This window comes from Reinekea sp. G2M2-21 (genome assembly GCF_015687175.1).
GTDB lineage: Bacteria > Pseudomonadota > Gammaproteobacteria > Pseudomonadales > Natronospirillaceae > Reinekea.
This window is the reverse complement of record NZ_JADPQG010000001.1, coordinates 1,869,415-1,895,429: the sequence shown is the minus strand read 5'-3', so window position 1 is coordinate 1,895,429 and position 26,015 is coordinate 1,869,415. Positions and strand designations below refer to the sequence as shown.

Below are 26,015 nucleotides of genomic sequence, written 5' to 3'. Positions count from 1 at the left end.
GATGAGAACATTCAAAAAACAGGTTCAACGATGGAGCGTCATGACGTTTCTGGTGTTGACCGGTGCAAGTGTCTGGGCTGAAAGCCAGTTCATTGAAAAAAGTTATGATGTGCAACCCGGTGGGCAATTAACATTGCGCAGCGACCGGGGTGATATCGACATCACAACTTGGAATAAAAACCAGGTTGGCATTGAAATTACTAAAGAAAGCCGTCGTCAGGACGCATTGGAAGCCTTTGTTATCACGCTGGAACATGACGGTGATGATGTTCACATTGCAGGTGAAGCACCGCGCAATAGCCGCGTGGATGTCCATTACCGAATTACAGTACCAACCGAGTACGCTGTGCGTTTGGAAACCGGTGGCGGCAATATCAGCGTGGCATCGCTGCAGGGGGCGGTGTTTGCCGATACCAGTGGTGGCAGTATTCATGTTGGTGATATCCGGGAAGGATCTGTAGACGTCAATACGTCGGGTGGCAATATTCGAATTGGTGATGTCCAGGCGGATGTTAAAGTCGATACCAGCGGAGGCAATATTACCGTTGGCGATGTCGGCGGTGATCTGAGTGCGGATACTTCTGGTGGCAATATCGATATCGGTGTGGTCCTTGGTAAAGCGGATATTGAAACATCCGGTGGCCGGATTCGGGTCAGCCAGGGTGGTACCGAGACCAATGTGAATACGTCCGGTGGCGGGATCGATATTGGTCCGGCACAGGGCGATGTCCGAGCCGAAACGTCGGGCGGTAATATCAAGATTGATGTTGCGCAAGGGTCTGTATTTGCCGATACCTCCGGTGGCAGTGTCCGTGTTGCTGGCAGTGGTGGCAATGTCGAAGTTGAATCGTCTGGTGGCAATCTGTTTGTGGGCGGCAGCCGCGGCTATGTGAAAGCCGATACCTCTGGTGGCAACATCAACATTGAAAATGCCCGCGGCTTTATTGAAGCAGAAACATCGGGCGGCCGTATCGAAGCGGAAATGATTGAAGCCCTGGCCGATGCGCACGTAAAGCTGAGTTCGTCCGGTGGAGACCTGCGTTTGGTGATTCCAGCAGAGTTGGCGGCCACCATTGATGCACAGATCCGGATTACCCGAAGTGCGGTGCGCGATTATCGGATTTATTCGGACTTTCCGTTAACCATTAAAGGTGAAAACAGCGACAAAGTTCGTGGCGAAGGCGTTGTGAATGGCGGTGGTAATCGCGTCACCCTGACTACGACCAATGGCGATATTTATATCGAGATGTTGGCCGAGTAGTTTCCATGTTTGCTTTCAGATAACTCAGGAATACCGCTGTTAAATGACTGACAGCGGTTTTTTTATAGGTAGCAGTTGGTGCATTAAGTTACGCAAACACCCCATGCAAAAACCATTGGCCATCGTCACGGCGAAATAACCACAGTGTCTGTGCATGGCGTTTGGCAATGTAATAATCTCGGCGAACCGATGGGGCATCCCACCAGCCGCCTTCGATGCGTTCGGGACCCGCGATGATCTGATAATCGCTCTGGCGGATCGGTTTCGGAACCGGTAGCAATAGGCTGGGCCACTGGCGGGGATACTGTTCGGTGGCATTGTCGTGTGAGTTGCGCAACTGGTTGGCCACTTCCGGGCGTGGATCGGCTTCGGCACGTAAGGTTCGCACATTCGCTTCGCCCAATCGAGCAAGTAACATCGAATGCAGGCGGTCAGCGTCGGCCTGATTGTGGCGGCCACCAATGAGGTCTTTGTGCTCCGCCTGCATGGGTAGAAAACCGGCGGCGCGTAAGGTCAGGCTGACCACCGGGTCGATCAATTGGGTGTGCTCCAGTTGTATCTGCAACAGCGACAACCAATCCTGTTGACGGTAGCTACCGCGTACCGATGGGATAGTTAGTAAGCTGGCGCGACCATCACGATGCTCCAATTTGATCAGCAGTTTTTCACACAGTCGCTGACGGCCGATCAAATACGCTTCCAGATTCAGCAAAACGCGACGCAGCGGGAAAATCAGCCCGCGTGCGTGCTCGGCTTCATAAGTCAGGTGTACGGTTTGCTGAAAGCGTGCCGGCAGTTCAAAGCTGGTTGGTGGCTGACTGTCCGTTTCCAGTTTTTGTAAGTGCTCGATCATTTCCTTGCCAAAACGGTAACCGAGTTCTTTGCGCGGCATGTTTTTCAGCTGGCCGTATTGGTGGATACCCATGGCATTGAGCTTATGAATGATTTTTTCCGGTAAATCGAGTTGTGCAACAGACAGCTGCAAGAGCGTTTCGCGGATACGCTGTTCATCATCGCTGCACAATTCAATCTTGGCGTGTGCCAGTTGTTTGGCTGCCTGCGGGGTATGCCCAGTACACATGACAAACTGATATCCGCTGTTTTTTAAGCGTTGTCGCATGTGCTTCCAGTAAGCATCGAGCCCCTTAAACAGGGTCAGCATGGAGCCCAGTTCCAGCAGCAATCCATCCGGTGGCACCAGACTGATCTGCGCCGCCTGGTGATAGCAGAGCAGCGCCAGTTGCTTCAGGCAAGCCTGTTCGGCGTGCGGGTCGTAGTCGGCCAGGGCGCAGTCTTCCAACAGGCAGAAAGCGGTCTTTTTATTCATGCCCACCCGGACACCCTGAGCCAGGGCGTACTCATTGCACTGCACGACCGTTTGTTGGCCGGGTTTCAATAATAATTGCGGAATCTGTCGCTGGTCGGCCAGGAACCGGGCCTCCAGGGCGAGGTTGGGGAAGTGAATATACAGCCACAGCATGGCGGTCAGTGCCGGTTCAGAGGTAATGACAATTCAATATCCTGCACCGGCCAGCCGGCCCGACGTTTCAAGATATCGATCCGTTGTTCACTGCGCAGGCGCAGGCGCAGAGCCGCCACCGATGGTTGGTTCTGAAAACGCTCCGGACGCAATAAAAAAACCGGGACACCAGCGCCTTCGGCGGCCAGTTGTAAACGCCGCATCAGAGCTTTGTCGAGCGTATCCAACCAAACCACAGCGGCCTGACAGCCGCCACTTTGCAGGCTTTTTTCCAGGCTATGGCACAGATCGGCCGGTTTATCAGCGTGCGCCAGTAACAGGCGCTGAATATTGAAGCCCCAGTGTTGCAGAGACGGTGCGCAGGGTGGCAATGGCGGGTTCAGCCACAGTTGCCAGCGATCGTCCTGTTGGCTGATTCGCGCCAGAGCAGGGAGCAGCAACCGCAGTTCTGCGCTGCCAACGGCGGGGTAGAGTATCTCGGTAATGGCGCCTAACGGCCAGCCGTGGCCGGGCAGCAGTTCGTCCAGCTGTTCATAGCCGCTGGCGGTTGCCGGGACATGCGTTTCCTGCCAGTGGCGTGCCGACCAGAGTCGGCCCTGTTCTGCGAGCGTATCAATCAGTGTCATGATGCTTATAAAGTTACTGTATGTGCATACAGTATAGATAAAGCGAAATCAGATGCAATTATGAACGTCGATTGGTTTTATCACGCGGCCAGATCACAGTGACATGTCAACAGCCCGGGATTGATACCTCTGGACCAGACCCTGCGCAGTGAACTGAAGGCAAATGAAGGGTGATCAGCCTTTTGTGCTGTACACCAGATAGTGGAAATGAGCATCCTGATGGCGGTCATGAAAGCCGAGCGACCGGTACAGCCCAATAACAGGATTGCCATGGAATACCGCAACATGGCAATCCTGGCCTTGAGCGCTGACGGCTGACAGAACCGTCTTTACCAGATGACGGCCATACCCCCGTCCGCGATACGCAGGCGCAATAACAAACCGCCGGAAAAAGCATTTACCGTCTTCCTGTTCAATGCAATAGCTGCCAATGCGGTTATTACCCAGGCAAATAATGGTTGGTGTGGTGCGCTGCCATTCTTGTGCAAATAAGGTTTCCTGCGTGGCTGGGTGCCAACCAAAAATGGGTTCGACATAAGATCGGTCGGCCGCCATTTTCAGTTCAAAAAGCCAATCATAGTCGGACTGTTTGGCAGGTCTGGTGGTTAATTCAGGGGTCATGAGATAACTAAACCTTTGTGATGTTTGGGCGTTGAACGGCTCGCTCGACAATGTAAAGTTTTGTGGAAATGACTGCAAAAGGGTTGTTAATCAGGAATCAAAATATACACTCGTATATTTATTGGTTAGAGATTGTTGGATATGTCAGACGCGTTACCAAAGTACAGCAGCATTGAAGAGTGGGCCAACAGCCTGACGCACGGTATTGGTGCGGTGTTGGCAGTGGTGGGTTTGGTGGTTATGTTGGCGGTCACTATCGGACAGGGTGATGCTTGGCAAATTGTCAGCGCCAGTATTTACGGAACCACACTGATCTTTATGTTTCTGGCTTCAACGCTGTACCACGCGATACAACACCCCAACATCCGGAAAATTTTGCGCCAGATCGACCATCTGGCGATTCTGTATTTAATTGCCGGGTCTTACACCCCCTTCACGCTGGTTACCCTCAATGGTGCCTGGGGTTGGACTATTTTTGGCATCGTTTGGGGCCTGACTTTGGTGGGCACCGTATTGCAGCTATCTCCGGCACGTCACATCAAAGCGTTGATGGTAACCCTGTACCTGTTGATGGGCTGGGTTGTGATTATCGCTATTAAACCTCTGGTGGCGAACCTCAGCGCCAATGGGCTTGGCTTGTTGGTTGCCGGTGGTTTGGCTTACACCGGGGGCGTGGTGTTCTATGTGAATAAACGCATTCCATTTAATCATGCGATTTGGCACATGTTTGTGCTGGCTGGTGCCATGCTGCACTTTTTCGCGATTCTGCTTTACGTTTTTTAGAGTACCTCTGAGTCTTTTAAATCACCTTAGTTTGTTCTGATCAAAGGGGGCTGTTCTTGCCCCCCAGCCAGGATATTTCCCACAAGCCCGATCAGCGAAATGCGGTGGCTAGGTGTTGCCCCTGATACCTTCCGTAATTTTTATTTGTTACATTCGTGCCACAGTCATCGAGGCAGGGCATTCAAATGAAAGCGGTATACGATCAAGCGCATTGGCAACGCCACCCCAGTACCGAGTTGGATGGCGGGCAACTGGTAACGCCCTATGAGAGTCCGCAACGGGCGGAGTATGTAAAAACCAGTGTCACTGAGGCCGCCATTGTTGACTGGCTGCCACCCAAAGATTTTGGTTTAGCGCCCATCACCCGCGTCCACGACCCTGACTACATCGATTTTTTGGCCAGTTGTTGGCAACAATGGCAAGACACCGGCAAACCCGGTGAAGCTATCCCTGCGGTGTGGCCCGCTCGGCGCATGCAGCAAGTTGTGCCACAGGATATCGACGGTAAATTGGGCTACTACAGCTTTGCCGCCGAGACATCCATCAGCGGTGGTACCTGGGAAGCCGCCTACGCCAGCAGCCAGGTAGCGTTAACCGCGGCTGAGGTGGTGTTGGGTGGCGAAAGTGCGTTTGGCTTGTGTCGTCCACCTGGGCATCATGCCGCGTACGACTATTACGGTGGCTATTGTTTTATCAATAACGCCGCCGTTTGTGCACAATACTTTCGGGACAAGGGCGATGCAAAAGTCGCGATTCTGGACATCGACTTTCACCACGGTAATGGTACGCAAGACATTTTTTATCAGCGCGATGACGTGCATTTTTTCAGTCTGCATGGCGATCCCGCGTTGGTGTTTCCTCACTTTACTGGTTATGAAAACGAACGCGGCGCAGGTGCAGGGGAAGGCGCAAACCGCAACTGGGTGTATGGGCCGGGTACGCCATTTTCACAATGGCAACATGGCTTATCTGAAGCGTTACGACTGATCGAACAGGGTGGCTTTGATCGACTCATCATTTCTCTGGGAGTCGACACCTTTGAACATGATCCCATTTCTTTTTTTAAACTAACCTCGGAAGATTATCTCAAGGTGGGCGAGGTCATCGCTCAGGCGAGCTTGCCAACCTTGTTTTTGTTAGAAGGCGGATACGCTGTTGATGCCATCGGCGTGAACGTGGCCAATGTTTTGAAAGGTTTTAAACAGGCGTTAAAAAATGAATGAGTTCCAATATGAAATTCAACGGGTACTGCAACACGAAGTGCTAAACGATTTGCCTTGGCCAGAGGTTCTGGGCACCGCAACGTTAGCCTCATGGTTTGATGTTTCCGATCTGGCTACCGCTACCGTGGGTGCCGCGTCGGCGGCCCTGGTACGTTATTGTCGGGCATCTGGTGCAACAATCGACACGCATCAGCTGGATTCGCGCCTGACTAATCTCTGGTTTGGCTTTACGTTGCAACCAGTCGATTTTTCCCTGCCGCCCGCCTGGGATTCTATCGCCGGAGATTATCAGGCAAAAGATGGTTGGATTCGTTTGCATACAAACGCACCACATCATAAGCAGCGTGCGTTAACGGTTTTGGGGTGCGCAGAAAATCGTGAAGCGGTGGCTGCGCAGGTAGCGACTTGGTCTGCTCAAGCATTGGAGTCAGCGGTGGTAGACGCAGGCGGGTGTGCCGCACAAATGCACAGCCCTGAGCAGTGGCAACAACACGAGCACGGACGATACCTACACAACGAGCCGTTGGTCCATTTTGAGCAGCGACCCGCCGAGCAAATGACGCATCGGCGCATCAGCTTAGAGCGACCCTTGCAGGGTGTTCGGGTTCTTGATTTGACGCGGGTGCTCGCTGGACCGGTGTCGACTCGTTTTCTCGCCGCATACGGCGCCGACGTTTTGCGGATTGACCCGTTGGATTGGGAAGAGCCTGGTGTCATTCCCGAAGTAACACTGGGAAAACGTTGCGCCGGACTCGACTTAACCACGACGGCAGGTCAGCAACAGTTGGCGAAACTGATACGTCACGCAGATGTTTTGGTACACGGTTACCGGCCGGGTGCCTTGGCGGATTTGGGTTTTACTCAACAGTTCCTGAGTGAGCTACAGCCAGACCTCATTGATATCAGCCTGAACGCCTATGGTTGGCAAGGGCCCTGGCAGAACCGGCGTGGCTTCGACAGTTTAGTGCAAATGAGCAGCGGCATTGCCCATTACGGCATGGTACACAGTGGCAGCGGCCGACCAACCCCGCTACCGGTACAAGCGCTGGATCACGCCACCGGTTATCTGATGGCTGCCGCGACGATACAGGCGCTGGAAATGCGCGACGTTCATAACCAAATAGGCCGTGCTCGTTTGTCTTTAGCGGCAACCGCACAACGTTTGCTGAACACACCGCGGCAGCTACTCAGTCATGCCATGCCCGAACTGGCCGCGAGTGATTTTCAGCCTGTACACGAAACAACGACCTGGGGCACAGCACAGCGTGTACGCTTCCCGGTTGTAATACCCAATGTTCCCGCACATTGGTCACAAGGGGCCTGTGCCTTACGAACTTCCGACGCGCATTGGCGCTAATGCATCGCTGACTGATGTATGCGATTAGTTACGTTTTATAAGCTATGTTTTTTTCTTTGTGAGCGTTGGTCAGAAGTAAAGTGGTTAGCTAAATAATTTCGTTATTAACAAAGGCCGTTCATTGCGCCTCTTAAGTAGAGCCGTTCGCATCAGAATGTACAAGTGGGGTCGCAGGTTTGCTTTATTCAAATACAAGACTGCTCTGATGCATTAGCGGCTGTTTAGTCGATATGAAAATTACTTTCATTGGACTCGTAAGCGAACATCGTCCGGCGACGAGACATAGCTGGTATTCCACATTAGCTGACTGAAAAGAGTTTTTATTTTGTCCGCTGCTTACACATAGCGGAAGTTAGTTCAGTTTCTAAATTAGTATGCATTAATAAAAAAAATGTCATCAACTCTTGTTGAGAAACACTCCTATTTATTGCAAAAGTTGACGCTTCTTACATTGCCCTGGCAAAAGCCTGCCTACAGCTCCCTTAGTTAATTAGAGTGATGCAAAATCTCAAAGCTCACAAAGCAGAATTCCAACTTTTTAGAACCTCGGAACTCCTTCACATCTGTTTTAGAGAGTCGTATAAAATCACTAATCCTTTAGATATGTGTTTCATATGTTGATTTTTATCATTTTTTTGTAGATTAAGGCGCATCAGTTTAGTCATATTATTGACGGCTATGAAAATTATGTAACTATATGTTTCGGCAGGGATGTCCCTGTCAAGTTTAATTTTAAAAAGGAAATTAAAATGAAAAAGAAATATCAGAAGCCAGTTATCACTCCATCCCTTCATTGGGGTAAGTGCTAATAACGTTTTAAGTGGCCTCTAAAGGCCACTTAATTTTGATAAAGGAATATAAATGTCACTTATTGAAAACCCATACTATTGTGATTTTTTAATCACACCTACGTGCAATTTCAACTGTAGTTTTTGCTCCGCGGCTTCTGACAAAAAAAAACCAAAAGTTAATCAACTTTCTTTATCGAGTATAACCAAGGCGCTTCATGAACTGGATGAGTTAGATGTATTGCGGGTTAGTTTCGAGGGCGGTGAGCCTTTCCTTAGAAAGGACATATTTGAGATTCTTTCAGTTGCAGATGAATTGGATTTTTTATACTACATAAATACAAATGGAAGCCTAATATCCGATGAAATAGCCGAGAAACTTAGCCATACTAACGTTTCTAAGATCTGCATCAGCATTGATGGCCCAAATTCAATTATCCATGACCATTGTAGAGGTTATGTCGGCGCATTTGAGAAAATGGTTAAAGCCGTCCACTCGCTTCAAAAGTATGATGTTCCTATTCAAGCCATAATTACTTTATCCAGAAGTAACTATAAATATTTCTACGACACTCTCGATTGCATCAAGAATCTTGGACTTACATCTGCATCAGTGATGCTTCTGGCTTCAGTCGGTTCAGCATCCACTGACTTAATAACGCCTTTTGATGACTGGTCGAATCTCCTAATTAAACTTAGTGAAGACAAATTATCAGGTTCGCTTCCTGTGGATCTTAGAATAGTAACTACTGGTGAATCATCATTCCCATGGGAGCTACACGTTCCTTTACTCAAGAGAGAGCGTTTGGATTTACTGGGGGCATGGATAGATCCTAACAACTCTGAACCATTTTCTAGCAACTCGTTCGGTTGCACTGCTGGCCGAAGTAGCATGGCTATAGATGGGTACGGTAATGTTTACGGTTGCTCTCTTATGGTATCTCAACCGGAGTTTTGCGCGGGTAATATTGAAGATAATTCGCTAGTAGAGATATGGAATAATTCAACCGTATTCGGCGATATGCGAAAAGCAACTCTAGAAAAGATCGAAGGACCTTGTAAAGACTGTGAGCACCTCTACGATTGCAAGGGCGGTTGTAGGGCTTGTTCCAGCAGCTGCTCAAAAAGCAAATTCGGTAGTGATTTAAGATGTGAAATTGCCAAGGAAATCGCAACAGCATGAAGATTAAAAATATTAATTTTATAAATAACTTTCGAATGAGAACAAACTCTGATGGAACTGGTGAGCTGACGCATCAACTGGGCGTTCTATGCATAAATGAAACCGTTGTTGATCAAATGGTATCACTTAATGAAAGCAATACAATTGAACAGGCCGCTGAGAAAATGGCTTCTATCTATGACGAAAGTATTGATACCATGAAATCAGATCTACTAAATACCATTTCAAAGTTAGGTGACTTGGGAATTAAGCACAAGCATATTACGCTATGATCAAGGAACTTAAAAGAATTCACAATTTAGCCATTCCAATATATTTATCGTTCCTTGTTGGGGTTGTATTCTCTTTGGCTGATAACATTATTATTGGCCAGTATAATGTCATCGACTATGCAATAGTCACCATAATTGGATCATTGATTTACTATGTCACAGGTTCAATTGGTGCGTATTCAATTGCCCTTACGCTGAAAGGATCCCCTTTAATCCAAAAGGCAAAGTTTGAGGAATATTCTTCCCTTTTTAGTACTGCCTTGGCATTAGGAATAATCATTTCAATAGGATTCGTACTTTTAACAATCACGCTTGGCAAGCCATTTTTAAGCGAAGTATTGTTAATAGATAAAAACCGGCTGGAAAAAGCATTTTATTTTCTATGCATTATCTCCCTTACAGTACCACTCAATATCTTTATTTTTTCGTTTTCGTCTTATTTTAGAACAATTGAGAAGGCTAAAATCCTCACATTTTCCTCTATCTGTTCATCAACTATCAATATCGTAGTTAATTTGATTTTAGTTTTTGGACTATTTGGCCTTCCAAAACTAGGGGCTATAGGCATAGCTATCGGAAGTGTTAGTGGACTGATGGTAGGTTTGATAATGTTTATTGCTACTTTCTTTTATGATGGCCGAGTTAAGCTAAAAATTACGTTTGATCGAACTCAATCCAAAGAGTTGATGAGGCTTTTCACTAATTTGTTTTTTCAGGATCTATTTGAATTTACGATCTTTTTCTTTGTGGTCTACTCGGTTATATCTTCATTGGGAACTACTGAAGCGGCAATATTTGGTGTTTTAAACATTTCGTTTTCGGCATTCCTGATGTCTTCACATGCATATGGAAGCGCCCTAACCGTCTTAGTAAAAAAAGCTGAGTGTAATCTTGGCTTAATCAATCGCTATTGGGGGATTTGCATTGTAAGTTTATTAGCACTGTGGATTACTTACACGCTCGCTATTAGTGTTTCTGGCTCAATCGTTCCTAATATCATTACATCAGATACAGTTGTAACAAATGGCTTTATCCAGATACTTTGGTTCTTCGGAATATATCAACTCATTGCAGGATGCAGCAATATCTTCAGGGCGACAATTAATGGATTAGGGCATGAAAACTTCGCACTACGAGCTTGCATTGCTGTCTTTACAACTTGTAGCTTGATTCTGTACGTAGCAAAGAATTCTAATGATTTTACGTTGCATGGAATTCTTGTATATCTTGTATTTTCCTATTCATCTTTTGGAACAGTCTTGATCATTAAAATGATTTCGATTAGTAGTCAAAAGAATACGCTCGCAATATAGCGAAGTAATTGAACAGTCAAACTACTATTGGTCGGAAGTTAGTTCTTTATAATAGCAGTTAACATCGACACTTGTTGCTAAGAGGTCAATTAAAGTACGGACTGCATAGTCGCTTAACCCACATCGGAACCCTAGTTGGCGCATCCATCAATTCTGCCTATGCCTGCCGTGCCCGATAGATTAAGTCAATTAGTAGACCGAAAGAACCGTGTTCAGCCTGTGCGATGGCTGCCAAGATCTGGAACAGTAAAGCTTTAGGAGTCACTTCGAAAATGGAACTAGCGGAGACTTCGATATTTGGCTGGAAAGACGTATTTGATGTTAATAGTCGACGAAATCACTCACTCCAAAAAGAGTCACTATAATAGCTCAGGCAATCGCTAGGTAAGCTAAGTATTGTCCTTGCTTTTTACAACCGTATAAAAGCAACCTAATGTCTGTTAATAGAAGTATGAAGACTTCCTGCTCATCAATTCTAAGTCAGATCCCTCCACTCAGCAGACCATGAGTGCTAACATCTTTAGGTCTGCAATCGTGCAGAAGCTGACGAACTCATAAATTCTAAATAAATTCGGTTATTCGAGATAGTAGGAATCGCCTGGATGTCCGCTTTTGAGTTAATACATAGATATTCTACAAGTTCTGGAACAGCCGCTACGTGAAGCTTTCATTAGTTCTCTTAGACGAAGACAATAAACGCTATATCGTGAAAGCAGAAAAGCTCCTACTCCTGTCAACAAGGCAAACCTTAGCGCTAACTTAATGAAAGGTTTTAGGTTCAACAATAGATTGCTGAGCAAAAAGTAAACAGAAACATTTGTTTCCCTTGGACAATCCCTCAAAAAAATCCAATAGCCTTGCAAGCTCAATGTGCCCTAAGCGCTGAACGGCAAAGCTTTGGTGACGTGAAAAGGGCGGCTGAGCGCTGTTCTTGCCGTCATTTGTCTGTGACCGACTGTACATTCAACAGAATTTCATACTTATCCCGTAACCTTACCGGTGAAGCGGTCTCATCACTGAAAAAAACGGGCCAAAAAATGATGAATTTATGGTCTTGACTTTGTGGTCAACTTTCCGCAGATTGACGGGGCCGTTCGCAAATATTACATAATAAATTACGGAGAAAACTCACCATGCCTCATCTAAAAAAGGGTGCAGCATTGCTTGCTGCTATGTCTGTTGCGGGCTTTACCGCCGCGGCAACCATTGATCTACGTGTACTTGAAACGACCGACATCCACATGCATCTGGTGGATTACGATTACTATGGCGATAAACAAAGCGACACTGTCGGTTTGTCGCGCGTTGCCACCTTGATTAAAGCCGCACGCAGTGAAGTTACCAACTCAGTGCTGGTCGACAACGGCGACCTGTTGCAAGGTAACCCGTTGGGCGATTATGTGGCCAAAGGTCGCGTATTGCGCTTCGGTGAAACTCACCCAGCGTACAAAGCCATGAATCTGCTGGATTATGATGTCGGCAACATCGGCAATCATGAATTCAATTATGGTCTGGATTTCTTAATGAAGAGTCTGGCCGGCGCTAACTTTCCCTATGTCAGCGCAAACGTATATGTCGACGACGGCGACAATAACCCAGAAAACGATCAGCCCTATTTTCAACCTTATTTGATCAAACCGACATCATTGGTCGACTCTGACGGCAAAACCCAGACGGTCAACATTGGCTACATCGGTTTTGTGCCACCGCAAATCATGACCTGGGATAAAGACAACCTGACCGGCCAGGTGATTGCTAAAGACATTATCGAAACTGCGAACAAGTACATCCCTGAGATGAAAGCCAACGGTGCCGATGTCATTATCGCCATCCCGCACAGTGGTATGTACAACAACGCCTATGAAAAAGGGGAAGAGCACGCGACTTACCATTTGGCTAAAGTTGATGGAATTGATGCGATTCTGTTCGGCCATTCTCATCTGGTGTTTCCGGGTAACGCCGCATTCAATGATTATGAGGGCGTCGATGCCGAAGCAGGTACCGTGTTTGGCGTGCCGGCTGCCATGCCAGGTTTCTGGGGCTCACACCTGGGCGTCGTTGACTTAACGTTGGAACCCAATGGAGACGGTTGGCAAGTCGCGAAAGGCACCAGTGCCGTTCGTGGCATAACCAAACGCGAAGACGGTAAAACCGTTGCGTTGGTGGATGCAGATCCGGCGATTAATCAAGCCGTCAGTGTTGAACATCAGGGAACCTTGGAATACATGCGTCGTAAGGTTGGTGAGACGACTGCAGACATCACCAGTTTCTTTGCCCTGGTACAGGATGATCCGTCAATTCAAATCGTGAACAACGCGCAAATCTGGTACGTTGAAAACATCGTTCGCGGTACCTCGTTCGATGGTTTGCCGATCCTGTCGGCGGCAGCACCGTTTAAAGCCGGTGGTCGCGGTGGTCCGGACTACTTTACCGATGTACCCAAAGGGGATATCGCGTTAAAGAATGTGAGCGATCTTTATATTTACCCGAACGATTTAAAAGTCGTGCAATTAACCGGTGCCCAAGTGGTTGAATGGTTGGAACGAGCTGCCGGTCAGTTTAATCAGATCGATCCCAACAGCAGTGCCAGTCAGGCGCTGATCAATGAGTCGTTCCCGACTTATAATTTCGATGTCATCGATGGTATCGAATACAAAATTGATGTGACCCAACCGCTGCGATACGACGCCGAGGGTAAGGTAGCTAATGCCTCCGCCCATCGTATTGTTGATGTTATGTACGATGGCAAAGCCATTGATCCAAAACAGACATTTCTGGTTGCCACGAACAACTATCGTGCCGGTGGTGGTGGGCATTTCCCAGCATTAGACGGGACTACCGTCGTAATCGATGCACCGGATAAAAACCGCGACGTTATTGCCAATTATCTGTTAACGCAGAAAACCATTAATCCGTCGGCTGATAACAACTGGACGTTTACGGATTTTGGTAAGGCCACGGTTAGCTTCGCAACCTCACCGAAGGCGAAAGGTCGAGAATCAGCGTCTATGTCGTTTGTAAACATGAACGACGCTGGCTACGCGATTTTTAATCTGAAATAAACAACTAGTGGGCCATGCGGAAAATAAGGTAGCACATCGCTTCGCCCTCGTACCGAAGCCTGCGTTGGAAAAGTTTGACAGAGCACCACTTTGCCTTCACTTTTCCGCCTTGCCTTCGGCGCGATTGCTATGCGCTTTGCTTACATTACTTCACGCATGGACCACTAGTACTCTTCATGTGTAACATCAAAACCCGGCGGCGATCCTTTGCGCCGGGTTTTTTATGGATGGATTCAATCAAAACTTTTTAATTTATAGGGCACCTCTGAATAATTGCTCTCTACCGCAGCGGGTGAAGAAATGCGCAAAATTCGAGGCAAGTTCTGCAGGCAATATTCATTATCTTGGCAAAGGACTTAACAACGAAATTTGCCATTTCAGCCCCGCCCTCCGGGTCCTTCAGATCGATGACTGAGCTTTGTTGTGTATTTTGAAAAGGACTCGCCATTCCCTGCAACACACGCCTCGCTCATCCTTCGATCTGATAGGACTGAGGTGATTCGAATTAATCAGAGTTGCCCTAGAGTGTAGGTTTATCTATGAGGTGCGTTGTCATTCAGTGCCCATTGATCGACACAGTAAACGGTTGCCTGACGAGGCGTGTATAGGCCGCTGGACAAAGCACCCAATACACCATTCAGAAATGACATATGCGTCTCCACCTTGGCGACATTCTCGGCGCCGTGGCAAATACCTGCCGCATCCACTTCCTGTGTTTGCCCCAAACCGCTGACGAAAAAGGGTTGCATGGTTTCTTTTGTGGGTACTGAAGGCTGCTGATCGTTCAAAACAAATGATTGGGTTGCACAACCGGATACCGTGACCATAGCCACCGCGAGTAATAGTTTGTTCATAGCCTGTTCCTTATTGAGTATTTGGCGTCAGTTCTTTTGGTTCCATGCGCTCAGGAACAAAAAAGACTGAACAAATGCTAAGGCGAGAACAGGCGCGAAGCTGTAACAGCTTCCTTCAACTTGTATCAATCTGTATCGATTTTATTTCGGTACAGGCGTTAAAACAGCCCGGCTATGTGTCCGTTTTCATCAATACGGATGTTATTGGCGGCGGGTTCGCTGGGCAGCCCGGGCATTGTCATTATGTCGCCACAAATCACCACCAGAAATTCAGCTCCGGCGGCCAAGCGTATTTCACGAATGGGCACCACGTGATTCTCCGGCGCGCCACGCAACTGCGGGTCGGTTGAAAAACTATATTGGGTTTTCGCCATGCAAATGGGGAAATGCCCATAGTCATCCTGAAACGCGCGTATTTGATCGCGGATTTTCTGATCCGCCACAATCTCACTGGCACCGTACAGTTCGGTGGCAATCATGCTGATTTTATTCCACAGAAACATGTCATCTGGGTACAGGGTTTTAAACGTTCGTGACGTATTTGCTATTTGCTGGAGTACGGTCTCGGCAAGCACCAGTGCCCCTTTTCCGCCTTGCGCCCAATGGTCAGTTTCGACTGCTTTAACACCCATTTTTTCACAATAAGCCAGCAACTGTTCGCGCTCCGCGGGTGTATCTGAAGTAAATCGATTTATCGCAATTACCACGTTCACGCCAAATCGTTTCATGTTTTGAACATGGCGTTTCAGATTGGCACATCCGCGTTCCAGGGCAATAAGATTTTCTGTGTTCAATGCAGACTTATCGACACCACCGTGCATCTTTAACGCACGAATAGTAGCCACGACAACAGCTAATTCCGGGTTCAAATTGCCTTTGCGGCATTTGATATTAAAAAATTTCTCTGCACCCAGGTCGGCCCCAAAGCCTGCTTCGGTGACAACATAATCGGCCATTTTTAACGCAGCCTGAGTGGCGATTAACGAGTTACAACCGTGCGCGATGTTGGCGAAGGGACCACCGTGGATTAACGCCAGGTTGTTTTCCAACGTCTGCACCAGGTTGGGTTTAATCGCGTCTTTGAGCAGGACCGTCATGGCACCTTGTGCTTTGATCTGATTTGCCCGAACGGGATTGTTCTTCCGGTCGTAACCGACAATGATATTACCTAAACGTCTCTCCAGATCTTTCAGGTCGGTGGCTAAACAAAGTATGGCCATGACTTCCGAGGCGACCGTAATATCAAAGCCGCCTTCGCGCGGAGCGCCATTGTTTACACCGCCCAGCGAGGTGACGATTTCACGCAGCGAGCGGTCGTTGATGTCCACAACGCGTCGCCAGGTAATGCGTCGGTTGTCCAGGCAGGTTTCGTCGTTATGGTGCCAGTTAACGTGGTTATCGATCATCGCCGCGAGCAAATTATTGGCCGCGCCGATGGCATGAAAATCACCGGTGAAATGCAGGTTGATGTCTTCCATGGGCACGACTTGCGCGTAGCCTCCGCCTGCTGCGCCGCCTTTCATCCCAAAACAGGGCCCCAGGCTGGGTTCGCGTAAGCAAACAATCGTCTTCTTTCCCAACTCGTTCAGTGCATCGGTTAACCCAACCGAAAGCGTCGTTTTACCTTCCCCTGCGGGTGTTGGTGATATGGCGGTCACCAGGATCAGTTTGCCATCCGGCCGGTCGCTGATGGAATGAAGGTAATCCAACGAAATCTTAGCTTTATAGTGGCCGTAAGGTTCCAGATGCTGATCGTCTATGCCGAGTGTTTCCCGGGCTAACTCGACTATTCGTTTCATGGGCGCTTGGCGGGCAATATCTAAATCGGTTTTCGGAGACGTGTGTTGTTCTTGTTGGGTCGTCATACTGCACCTGTTTACATTAGTGGGTGATACCAAGGTGAAATTGTTTGGTGGTAATCAGCGTGTTTTCCATCAATGTGGCTACCGTCATTGGACCAACGCCGCCCGGCACAGGGGTGATCCAACCTGCGTTCAGCGCGGCCGATTCAAATTCGACATCGCCGGTGATGTGATTATGTTCATCACGGTTGATGCCTACGTCGATCACGATCGCACCCGGTTTTATCCAGTCACCTTTTACTAATCCGGGTTTGCCCGCGGCAGCAATGACAATGTCGGCACCACGAACATGGTATTCCAGGTTTTGAGTAAAACGATGCGTGGTGGATACCGTGCACCCGTGCATCAGTAATTCCAACGTCATGGGGCGGCCAACATGATTAGATGCTCCGATCACGACAGCATTCATACCGCGTATGGTTTCGCCGGTGCTTTTCAGTAATGTCATGATGCCTTTAGGTGTGCAGCTTTCCAGATGAGGCCGCCTTAAGGCGAGTCGACCGATATTAAACGGGTGAAAACCATCAACATCTTTGTCGGGCCGAATGCGTTCGACAATGGTGTCCGCGTGGATGTGAGCCGGCAATGGCATTTGCACCAGAATACCGTCGATAGCCGCGTTATGATTCAGGCGGTCGATCAAGGCCAGCAGGTCAGCCTCGGTCGTTGTATCAGGTAATTCATAGTTTTCCGAAACAAAACCAACGGCATGGCAAGCTTTGATTTTACTGGCCACATACCGTTGTGACGCAAAATCGTTACCGATCACAATGACCGCCAGGCCGGGTGGGCGGTGACCTCGGTTAATCAGATCCGCAACCGCCTCGGCGATTTTGGATGTTAGCTGATTTGCCAACGCGCGTCCGTCTAATAACTTCGCCGACATCGGTTGCCTCCGTTAGGCAAGGGGATACCTTGATACTGGCACGCCGAACAGCCTTTGACAAATGACCTGACACCACCTCGGCAGCATAAAAAATACGTTGGGCTGTGCCAATTTGCGTACAGGCGGATACATTTCTGAACATAAGCTCATTTGACATATTCCAATATAGGAATATATTTAGCCGATGGCACGAAAACGAACCACTTACGATCCTTTCAATGCAATTGCCGAACCTAACCGTCGAGCGTTGTTGGAAGCTTTAGCGGGCAATAGCCTGACCGTCAGCGCTTTGGCTCTGGCATTGGGCTGGAATCAGCCGAAAGTTTCCAAACACCTGCAGGTGCTCAAAGAAGTGGATCTGGTTGTGGAACGTAAGGAAGGCCGGTTTCGGGTATACCGCGTGAACGCGCAAGCCATGAAGCCAGTGCAGGAGTGGGTCACGCAATTTCAAGCGTTCTGGGCGCCTCGCCTCGACGCATTGGGTGACTATTTAAACGAAGTGCAAACGGGAGAGCAGACCGATGACGAACCATAACCACGTTGAACCAACCATTATTACCCGCGAATACAACGCGCCCATGGCCTTGGTGTTTGCCGCTTGGACCGAAGTTGACCGATTGCAGAAATGGATGGTGCCGATGCCCGGTGTCACCTGCGAGTATGTGTATGCCAGCATCGAGGTGGGTGGTACGTCGTTGCATAAAATGACTTTCCCCAATGGCAACAGCATGTTCTTGCTGACCGAATATGAAGAAATTTCCCCTGAGCACAGATTGGTCTTTCTGCAATGGCCGTCAAACGAAGCTGGCGAGAAGCTGGGTAATCCGCAAATGCCCGATTGGCCAAAAGACATGCGCACGACAATAAAATTATCGGAGTCAAACGGCGTAACGCAATTGCAACTTATTTGGGAACCGGTTAATCCGACCGCTGCCGAAGCCGCTGCGTTTGAAGCATCTCGCGCACAACACGCAAATGGTTGGGGCAGTGGTTTGCAGCAACTTGAAACGTACCTAAGTTCATTGTGAACAAATAGGCATTAAACAAATTGCGTTCACGAGTGCGTGCCGTATTGCAATCTAAGCAGGCCAATTTCTTAAGCCTGCTTAACATCTTGTCGGTTAATCCACCCATCAATTGCCGTTGATTCACGGCTTTTCTTCGCTCGCCTGAACGCGCTGTTCAAATCCAAATGCTATGCCCAACAGTTCGGCCTCCTCCCAGGGTTGCGCGATAAACAGTGCGCCCAACGGTAAGCCTTCAACAAAGGTGTACGGTACCGTGATGGATGGCCAGCCGGATACGGCTGCAATGTAGCTGTTGCCTCCGGTATAACTGTCATTGAATTTCGGGTCTAGCCGCCATGCCGGTCCGTTGGTGGCGGTGACGACAGCGTCCAAGTCATGTTCCTTAAACCACAGGTCTCTTAAATCGTGGCGAAACAGTTCAATTGCATCCTGTGCGTCATGATACGCCTGCGAAGTGGTAGGGGGCATTTGCAGGCAACGGTCAAACCATTCCTGTTTAAACAACGGCATAACAGTGTCCGCGTGTTGCCGATTGAAGTCAGCGAAATCTGCCAGGTTTTTATAAGCCGACAGAGGGCGGCGGGTCCGAATATAGCTCGCCAAGGCTTCGGGGAACTCGCAGCACATTTGCGTGATTTCATGATCTTGCAGCGTCACCATGGTGGGTACAGGCTCCAGGGCTATGCAAAGAGCTCCGGCACTTTCCAGCTGGTGTATGACCTGACTAAAGCTATCGGCCACCAGGGCGGGGAAGCGCTCGTCAGGCAGAAGATAACCAATACGTTTCCCGCGCAGGTAGTCAGTCTGGCAATTCTGGGTAAACGACCCCTGGTTTTTCGGCTGTAGTTGTGTTGCTGGATCGTGCGCGTCTGTACTGGTCAGTACATCTAACAACAGTGCGGCATCTGTGACTGTCTTGGTCATTGGCCCTGCCGTGTCCTGACTCCAGGCGATAGGAATAATGCCGGTTCTGGGAACACGCCCAACGGTTGGTTTTAATCCAATAATCGCGTTATGAGCGGCCGGACTGACAATGGAACCGTCGGTTTCGGTACCGATGGCGGCGACCGCGAAGTCAGCGAAAACGGCGGCGGCCGAACCGGATGAACTGCCGGATGGATTGTATTCAGCAGACACCGCATTGCGGGTTTGCCCCCCCAAGCTGGACCAGCCGCTAACGGAATTGGTGGAACGGAAGTTAGCCCACTCTGAAAGGTTTGTTTTACCCAATATCAATGCACCAGCGGCCTTTAATTGGGTGACCAAAGGCGCGTCCTGTTCAACTGGGACATCTTGAAGGGCAATGCTGCCCGCGGAATTTCCCATGGCCACGGTATCGATATTGTCTTTGATTAACACTGGAATGCCATGCAGTACGGGAGAGTGCTCATCCATGGCGGCTTGCAAAAGGGCAGCATCTTCCTTCCATAATGGGTTCAGCGTAATAACCGCGTTTGGGCCGTTAACATCCTCCTCCATGATGCGGTCGATATAGCTTTGTGCAACCTGTTCGATGGTCACGGTTTTATTACGCAGCGCATGGCCAAGTGATTCAATGGTCCAGCGTTCCATCCGGGTATCCTTAATGATAAACGTAATACTTTAACAGATCTTTCCAAGTGACGATGCCATCAATGTGTCCGGTGCTATTGACGACTGGCAGGCAGCTAAAGTTTTTTTCCAAGAGTAGAATGCTGGCGGCATCAATCGGGGTGTCCTGGTCGATGGTGACTGGATCAGCCGTCATAATGTCGGCCGCGCTCAGCCGGGGAAGAAAATCGGTAAAAGATTCGCCATTGTTGTCGCTGATGTATTTCGACACCTGGCTCATCAAATCGCGATCTGAAATGACGCCGAGTAATTTTTTATTGTCATCAGCAACCAAAATATGATGAAACGGCACCTTGCGCATTACTTCTTGAACCTTTTCAAAGGGCACATCGGGTTTCATGGTCAGAACATCAGAGGTCATGATGGTTTTAATGGTCATGGTTTAATCCTACGTTTTCGCCGTTATTTTACGGTCGCGCTTAATGTAAGTGATGGCTTTGTGTTCCTGATTGGTCAGGTAGGTTGCCCCGTTGATGGTGATCTGGCAGTTTGGATAACACTTAGAAGTAGCTGCAACGTGTGGTTGGTCTTCCTGAACATAGTGCGCCAGGTCGAATTGACGTAAGCGTTCGTCGATGACTTTAAGATCTTCCTGCAGACGCAACAGAGTTTCCTTGGTTTTTTTAGCTTTGTTAATTTCCAGAATGCCGAGTTTTTCTGTTTCTCCTTGGGCTTTCAGCGTTTCCAGAATTCCCCTTAAGCTTCTTGCCTGTTCCAGCCGTTTTTCGCGTAAAAACTTAATTTTTTGGAACATTTCCAAGTCTTCTGGAGTAATGCCAATGCGCACGCGGGTCAGGTTATAGGCTTTGTTTCCCAGCGCTTTGGCAACAACAGCGTGACCGGCGACGGCCTCCCCCCCCACTAAGTTACCTTTTCCGCCATCCTGGCCCAGCAAAATATCGTTTCCGGCTTTCAATTTTGAGTTGAAGGCGTATTCCTTAATTTCGATTTGGTTCAAAGCCTTTATCTGCGCCAGGTTAACGTACTTGGCCTTGACGGAACCACCAGCTTCCAGAAAACACTCCAGTTCAGGCAGTTCAGAATCTTCACTCACCTGGGTTTGTGTTTCACCCAGAACGCCCCCTGCGACCGTAATGTCATTTCCGGCTTTGATGCGAGCGCGCTCGACCACACCTTTGATAAAAACGTCACCGGTAACGGTAACCTTCATATCAGGCATGACGTCGCCGGTAATGTTTAATGAACCGTCGAAATTGATGTGGCCTGTGGTGAGGTCAACATTTTTAAAGCTGAGTGTCTTATCAACGCGCACAGCGTCTGCGCTAAACACAGGGTGGCCCGTGATCGCGGCGATCAAGAGATTTGGATCGTTACTGGCGAATTCAGTACCGGCGAGTTCTTTGCCAAAAGGCAGTTCCTTTCCGGGTTCCGCGGGAATGATCTGACCGAAAATATCCATGCCCATCTGGCCCGGTTGGGGTGGAGTTCGTTCCATGAGTGGCGTGCCCGCGCTGACAGTGAGGTATTCGCGACCCGCCAGAAAATCGACCCGTCCATTCTCATCTTCGACGGGAGTTTTAGCACTTTCTTCATGAAATATGAGTGGACTAAATGTGCTGTCGCGGCCGACTTTTGGTGATTTGCCACGTGCTACTATCATGGAGCCTTCCGAATTCAAGTCGATCAGCTTTTCAACGGCACCGGGAATGATCCGCTGCGGATGAATTTTCTTTTCGGCCAATGCTTGATTAATTTCATCAACAGTTACCCGCTTGCCTCCTTTGGCTGGGGTATGGACGATACTGGCTTGCATGTTTCCGTCATCACACTTGATATGGAAACGCGCATCCTTGCGTTCTGCGATGACCAGGCGGCAGACTACATGTTTTTTTAACTTATGCAGAACGTCGTCTAGGGCGCCTTCGCTGATTTCCCAAGTGTCAATGCCCTTCAGCTTGATCTGGTCGCGTATCTGGTTGGCGCTTAATTCCATCTGTACAGCGGTTTCACTCAGTACAGCCCAGGCGATCCCTGTTTCCTGGTTTACCTCAAAGGACAGCTGAACAAAGCTGGCTTGTGATGAACTTGGCGTAGATTCAGACATATCGAGCAGTTTGTTAATGTGATGTATTAAGTAAAGCCGATTTATCCGGGACTGCCAGTTCGCCTATTTGCCTATCTGAAAGGGAATAAAAAGCCCATCTGGGATGGGCTTGATGATCAATCTTCGGTCGGTGTTGGTTTAGGTTTGCGTTTTATCGGCGCGAAACCTCCGGTTTCAGGCGTATTCGCCACTTTTGCCGGCTCTCTGCGCTTGCCGATGTCCTTCTTATGACGCTTTTTTGCTGGCGGTTTGGACGATTTTGCCGCTTTCTTTTTCTTGCTGCCTGCCGCCTTGCCGTTCGCTTTCAGGTTTTTAGGACCGGTATACACTGATTTCAACGGGTCTATGACGCGGCGCTCAAACTTGATTTTCAGGTAGCGCTCAATTGATGACATTAGGTTGTAGTCGTGTGTCGTGATCAGGCTGATGGCCAAGCCGCTTTGACCAGCGCGACCGGTTCGCCCAACTCGGTGTACATGTTCATCACCACTTTGGGCCATATCAAAGTTAATCACAAGATCGACGCCATCAACATCCAAACCTCGAGCCGCCAGATCTGTGGCAACGATGACGTTGACCACACCTTCGCGGAATTTCGCCATAATTTTGTTACGAATATCCTGTTCAACTTCACCGTGCAGCGAGCTGACTTTCAATTTGTTGTAGCGCAATACGTTGGTCAGTTCCACGGCCTGTGCGCGGGTCTTGGTGAAGACAATGGCTTTTTCGAAATCTTCATGGTCGAGTAGCCAGCTCACTAGTTTTTCTTTGTGTTTAACGCCATCGCTGAAGATGATTTGCTGGTGAATGTTTTCCTGCAAAGAATCGGTTTTAATTTTGATGAATTCCGGCTCGTTGAGGATGGATTGGGCGACCTGAGCCACACCTTTGTGCTTAAGCGTGGCAGAGAGTAACAAGCTCTGATGTTTGCCGGTGCAATGACCCACAATATCCAATACTTCATCGCGGAAACCCATGTCGAGCATGCGGTCGCATTCGTCCAGTACAATGAACTCAACATCACTCAGGCTGGTGGTTTGTTTTTCCAGGTGCTCGGTTAAGCGGCCGGGTGTTGCGATCACAATTTCCGGATTTCGGCGCAGCAAAGACGCCTGATATTGAAACTCTTGACCACCACGGATAATGACTGATTTAATGCCTGAAAATTGGCACAGCGCTTCGCAGTCTTTCTTGACCTGCAGTGCCAGCTCGCGTGTTGGCACCATGATTAGCATGCGAATACCCGTCGCTGGTTTCCCTTCACTCATAATGGCGTGCAGTGATGGGATCAGATAAGCCCCGGTTTTACCACTGCCGGTTTCGGCGCTGATCAACAGGTCTTTGCCTGCCAGGGCCGGTTCGATACTGTGCTTTTGCACGTCGGTCGGGGTTTGCCATTTTATCGCTTCAATGGCTTTGTGAAGTTTCGGGTGAAGTTCAATAGATTCAAACAAAAATGTGGCCTCAAAATGGGAAAACTACGGTGTGTGCGGAGTTTAGCAGACTTAGCCACGTGAGTAGGAACCTTTTGTGATCTCCATTAAGACAAGACAACTTGCAAAAGAGAGTAAGGAAATGACTCAGTTAAGTATGAAAAAGGGTGGTCTGGAGCATCCTGCCGTTATCCGCCTGTTACAGGATCATCTGGACCAGATGGCGGGAACCGCACCTCCGGAAAGCCGCCATGCGCTGGATTTATCCGGTTTGAAACAGTCGGATGTACACTTTTATGGCGCTTGGGTTGGTGACGACATTGCTGGCTGTGGCGCCTTTAAAGTACTGAATAACGATCACGCTGAAGTCAAGTCGATGAAAACGGCAACTGAGTTTTTACGTCAGGGCGTTGCGGGACAGGTTTTAGCGCACCTGATGACAGAAGCGCGCAGCCTTGGAATCAAACGATTCAGCCTGGAAACCGGCTCGATGGGGTATTTTGAACCTGCCAGGGCTATGTATCAGCGGCTAGGATTCGAATTGTGTGCGCCGTTTGGGAATTACAATGAAGATCCGAATAGTGTGTTTATGACCAAAATCATCAGTGAATGACGGATGCAGTGCAACTGTGTGAGCCGGAGGTTATGCACAGGGACATGCTCATACGATTATTCACGGATAGGGCGGTTCGCCAATTTCTGGGCGGTCCCATCGATGTCGATGTCGCGATAGAACGCGTAGACACCTTGTTGGAATCACCGCCTTCTAATTACTGGGTAATCTGTTTTAATCACCAACCTGTGGGCACCGTTTGTATTGGTTCTCATTGTGATCTGACGTTACCAGAGCTTTCTTTCTTACTTCTCCCTGAATATCAGCACAAGAATATTGGCTATCGAGCCTGTCAACAGGCTCTAGGATATACCAGGGGCGTGATAGTGGCAGAAACGCAGTTAAAAAATTTGGCCGCGCAACGCTTACTCACGAAATTGGGTTTTGCATTTAAGTTTTCTTTAATCCGTTTTTCTGAACAGCAAGGACTCTATTTTCGCGAATAACCGATAGTTTCTATTTCGTACTGACTTGCCACGCCGGTCTGCTTGCATCCCCTGTTTATTTGGTTACATTAATTAGCACCATTTCATTTGAGGCAATGTATGAGTACGCAGCGAGTTTCCTTGGTACGTCGTTTTGCCATGTTAGCCTACAGTCTGAGTTTTCTTGGCAGTTTTCTGTTTTTCTGGTGGCCATTGCTGGTGTTTGATCACTTTTACGACATGCCTTGGCTGATTCCGTTTAACACCTTTATTGCCTTGCCGTTGTTAGACGCTGTGCTTGGTGAATATCGTTATAATTGGTGCGTAGAAGAACACAAATGGTTGAAACAACAGCGATGGTTACGAGCCTTGCCTCTGCTCGCCGTGCCGTTGTTTTTCGTGTATCAATGGCTCATGGCTGGTTATTTTCTGCAGGCTGAGGCCTGGTATCAGAAGGTCGGCTGGGTGCTGACTGCCGGTATTGCCGGAGGTGTGATGGCGATTAATATCGGACACGAGTTAATTCACCGCCGGAGCAAGCTGGAACAACGAGCCGGAGGACTGTTGCTGGCCAGCGTCGCCTATGGTTCGTTCAAGGTGGAACATATCTACGGCCACCATACCTGGGTGGCTACCCCAAAGGACATGACCACGGCACCGAAGGGTATGACAGTTTACCGGTTTTGGTGGCGGGCGTTGACGCATACACCTGTTAAGGCGGCTCAGATCGCTCGCGAGCGAGCACACAAACAGGGGCGAAAGGTGCACGAACTTTGGCTGCTGTATGGCATCAGCGCGGTTTGTTTAGTTGCTTATATCGTTGCCTTAGGTGTGCAGGTCGCGGGCTTTTGGATCGCCCACTGTCTGGTCGCCATCCTGTTATTGGAGACCGTCAATTACATTGAGCATTACGGTCTGCTCCGGCAACAAAAAGATGCGGGTAAATACGAGCCGATTACCCATCATCATTCGTGGAATTCGTCACGATTGCTGACCAATATTGTTCTGTTTAACTTGCAGCGCCATTCCGATCATCACGCATTTGCATCACGGAACTACCCCATGCTGCGCCATTTCGATGATTCACCTCAGATGCCTCAGGGCTATGCCACCATGATTTTAATGTCGCTTCTTCCAACGCTGTGGTTTAACGTCATGAACCGTCGGTTGGACTCATTGTCGGCGCCATAACCTGGAATGGACAAGTAGTAGATCCATAGTACCTGTTCGGTTGCTTTGTATTGTACAGTCCGAACACATTTACACAGA

Annotated in this window: 23 protein-coding genes; 13 read left to right on the top strand and 10 right to left on the bottom strand. The window is 48.7% G+C overall.

Annotated elements, in window-relative coordinates:
* Nucleotide 1 precedes the first annotated feature (1 nt).
* Nucleotides 2-1,261, top strand: a complete 1,260-nt coding sequence (locus IYN85_RS08630) for a DUF4097 family beta strand repeat-containing protein (RefSeq protein ID WP_196158395.1) — start codon at nucleotides 2-4, stop codon at nucleotides 1,259-1,261.
* 88 nt (nucleotides 1,262-1,349) lie between these two features.
* On the opposite strand, the gene IYN85_RS08625 is transcribed toward IYN85_RS08630, so the two are convergent.
* The 3 genes from IYN85_RS08625 to IYN85_RS08615 form a co-directional block, all read right to left on the bottom strand.
* Nucleotides 1,350-2,741 (bottom strand): DNA polymerase Y family protein, encoded by a 1,392-nt coding sequence (locus IYN85_RS08625; protein WP_196158394.1) that lies wholly within the window; start codon nucleotides 2,739-2,741, stop codon nucleotides 1,350-1,352.
* Between the two features lie 5 nt (nucleotides 2,742-2,746).
* Complete coding sequence (gene imuA, locus IYN85_RS08620) at nucleotides 2,747-3,367, bottom strand: translesion DNA synthesis-associated protein ImuA (protein WP_196158393.1); 621 nt, start codon at nucleotides 3,365-3,367, stop codon at nucleotides 2,747-2,749.
* 174 nt (nucleotides 3,368-3,541) lie between these two features.
* The gene (locus tag IYN85_RS08615; RefSeq protein ID WP_196158392.1) at nucleotides 3,542-3,988 is read right to left on the bottom strand and encodes an N-acetyltransferase; all 447 of its coding nucleotides are present in this window, start codon (nucleotides 3,986-3,988) and stop codon (nucleotides 3,542-3,544) included.
* Nucleotides 3,989-4,129: 141 nt separating this feature from the next.
* On the opposite strand from IYN85_RS08615, the gene IYN85_RS08610 reads away from it, so the two are divergent.
* The 7 genes from IYN85_RS08610 (at nucleotide 4,130) to IYN85_RS08580 (ending at nucleotide 13,969) form a co-directional block, all read left to right on the top strand.
* The gene (locus IYN85_RS08610) at nucleotides 4,130-4,771 is read left to right on the top strand and encodes a hemolysin III family protein (RefSeq protein WP_196158391.1); all 642 of its coding nucleotides are present in this window, start codon (nucleotides 4,130-4,132) and stop codon (nucleotides 4,769-4,771) included.
* A 185-nt stretch (nucleotides 4,772-4,956) separates the two neighbouring features.
* Nucleotides 4,957-5,994 (top strand): histone deacetylase family protein, encoded by a 1,038-nt coding sequence (locus IYN85_RS08605; protein WP_196158390.1) that lies wholly within the window; start codon nucleotides 4,957-4,959, stop codon nucleotides 5,992-5,994.
* Entirely contained in the window at nucleotides 5,987-7,351 is a 1,365-nt protein-coding gene (locus tag IYN85_RS08600) for a CoA transferase (protein WP_196158389.1), read from the top strand. The genes IYN85_RS08605 and IYN85_RS08600 overlap by 8 nt, the downstream gene beginning before the upstream one ends.
* 861 nt (nucleotides 7,352-8,212) lie before the next feature.
* Nucleotides 8,213-9,322: a radical SAM/SPASM domain-containing protein gene (locus IYN85_RS08595; protein ID WP_196158388.1), complete on the top strand. Its 1,110-nt coding sequence runs from the start codon at nucleotides 8,213-8,215 to the stop codon at nucleotides 9,320-9,322.
* Complete coding sequence (locus IYN85_RS08590) at nucleotides 9,319-9,594, top strand: hypothetical protein (protein WP_196158387.1); 276 nt, start codon at nucleotides 9,319-9,321, stop codon at nucleotides 9,592-9,594. Before IYN85_RS08595 ends, IYN85_RS08590 begins: the two co-directional genes overlap by 4 nt.
* Nucleotides 9,591-10,907, top strand: coding sequence for an MATE family efflux transporter (locus IYN85_RS08585; RefSeq protein WP_196158386.1), 1,317 nt, complete (start codon nucleotides 9,591-9,593; stop codon nucleotides 10,905-10,907). Before IYN85_RS08590 ends, IYN85_RS08585 begins: the two co-directional genes overlap by 4 nt.
* A gap of 1,133 nt (nucleotides 10,908-12,040) precedes the next feature.
* Nucleotides 12,041-13,969, top strand: coding sequence for a bifunctional 2',3'-cyclic-nucleotide 2'-phosphodiesterase/3'-nucleotidase (locus IYN85_RS08580; RefSeq protein ID WP_196158385.1), 1,929 nt, complete (start codon nucleotides 12,041-12,043; stop codon nucleotides 13,967-13,969).
* Between the two features lie 533 nt (nucleotides 13,970-14,502).
* On the opposite strand, the gene IYN85_RS08575 is transcribed toward IYN85_RS08580, so the two are convergent.
* The 3 genes from IYN85_RS08575 to folD all read right to left on the bottom strand — a co-directional run bounded on the left by IYN85_RS08575 (nucleotide 14,503) and on the right by folD (nucleotide 17,571).
* Nucleotides 14,503-14,823, bottom strand: coding sequence for a Bor family protein (locus tag IYN85_RS08575; protein WP_196158384.1), 321 nt, complete (start codon nucleotides 14,821-14,823; stop codon nucleotides 14,503-14,505).
* A 158-nt stretch (nucleotides 14,824-14,981) separates the two neighbouring features.
* Nucleotides 14,982-16,688 (bottom strand): formate--tetrahydrofolate ligase, encoded by a 1,707-nt coding sequence (locus tag IYN85_RS08570; RefSeq protein WP_196158383.1) that lies wholly within the window; start codon nucleotides 16,686-16,688, stop codon nucleotides 14,982-14,984.
* 16 nt (nucleotides 16,689-16,704) lie between these two features.
* Complete coding sequence (folD, locus tag IYN85_RS08565; protein WP_196158382.1) at nucleotides 16,705-17,571, bottom strand: bifunctional methylenetetrahydrofolate dehydrogenase/methenyltetrahydrofolate cyclohydrolase FolD; 867 nt, start codon at nucleotides 17,569-17,571, stop codon at nucleotides 16,705-16,707.
* 184 nt (nucleotides 17,572-17,755) lie between these two features.
* Here folD and IYN85_RS08560 point away from each other — a divergent pair, with 184 nt between their 5' ends.
* The gene (locus IYN85_RS08560) at nucleotides 17,756-18,106 is read left to right on the top strand and encodes a helix-turn-helix transcriptional regulator (protein ID WP_196158381.1); all 351 of its coding nucleotides are present in this window, start codon (nucleotides 17,756-17,758) and stop codon (nucleotides 18,104-18,106) included.
* Nucleotides 18,093-18,599, top strand: coding sequence for an SRPBCC domain-containing protein (locus IYN85_RS08555; protein ID WP_196158380.1), 507 nt, complete (start codon nucleotides 18,093-18,095; stop codon nucleotides 18,597-18,599). The genes IYN85_RS08560 and IYN85_RS08555 overlap by 14 nt, the downstream gene beginning before the upstream one ends.
* Nucleotides 18,600-18,719: 120 nt before the next feature.
* On the opposite strand, the gene IYN85_RS08550 is transcribed toward IYN85_RS08555, so the two are convergent.
* The 4 genes from IYN85_RS08550 to IYN85_RS08535 all read right to left on the bottom strand — a co-directional run bounded on the left by IYN85_RS08550 (nucleotide 18,720) and on the right by IYN85_RS08535 (nucleotide 23,729).
* On the bottom strand, nucleotides 18,720-20,171 hold the full coding sequence (locus tag IYN85_RS08550) for an amidase family protein (RefSeq protein WP_196158379.1): 1,452 nt from the start codon (nucleotides 20,169-20,171) through the stop codon (nucleotides 18,720-18,722).
* Between the two features lie 10 nt (nucleotides 20,172-20,181).
* The gene (locus tag IYN85_RS08545) at nucleotides 20,182-20,589 is read right to left on the bottom strand and encodes an HPP family protein (RefSeq protein ID WP_196158378.1); all 408 of its coding nucleotides are present in this window, start codon (nucleotides 20,587-20,589) and stop codon (nucleotides 20,182-20,184) included.
* A 9-nt stretch (nucleotides 20,590-20,598) separates the two neighbouring features.
* Nucleotides 20,599-22,275 carry a DUF342 domain-containing protein gene (locus tag IYN85_RS08540; RefSeq protein ID WP_196158377.1) on the bottom strand — a complete coding sequence of 559 codons (1,677 nt, stop codon included), beginning with the start codon at nucleotides 22,273-22,275 and terminating at the stop codon, nucleotides 20,599-20,601.
* 116 nt (nucleotides 22,276-22,391) lie between these two features.
* Nucleotides 22,392-23,729 (bottom strand): DEAD/DEAH box helicase, encoded by a 1,338-nt coding sequence (locus IYN85_RS08535; protein ID WP_196158376.1) that lies wholly within the window; start codon nucleotides 23,727-23,729, stop codon nucleotides 22,392-22,394.
* Between the two features lie 121 nt (nucleotides 23,730-23,850).
* Here IYN85_RS08535 and IYN85_RS08530 point away from each other — a divergent pair, with 121 nt between their 5' ends.
* From IYN85_RS08530 to IYN85_RS08520, 3 genes are all read left to right on the top strand, one after another.
* On the top strand, nucleotides 23,851-24,321 hold the full coding sequence (locus tag IYN85_RS08530; RefSeq protein ID WP_196158375.1) for a GNAT family N-acetyltransferase: 471 nt from the start codon (nucleotides 23,851-23,853) through the stop codon (nucleotides 24,319-24,321).
* 44 nt (nucleotides 24,322-24,365) lie between these two features.
* Entirely contained in the window at nucleotides 24,366-24,767 is a 402-nt protein-coding gene (locus IYN85_RS08525; RefSeq protein WP_196158374.1) for a GNAT family N-acetyltransferase, read from the top strand.
* A 99-nt stretch (nucleotides 24,768-24,866) separates the two neighbouring features.
* Nucleotides 24,867-25,937, top strand: a complete 1,071-nt coding sequence (locus IYN85_RS08520; protein ID WP_196158373.1) for an alkane 1-monooxygenase — start codon at nucleotides 24,867-24,869, stop codon at nucleotides 25,935-25,937.
* Nucleotides 25,938-26,015 lie beyond the last annotated feature (78 nt).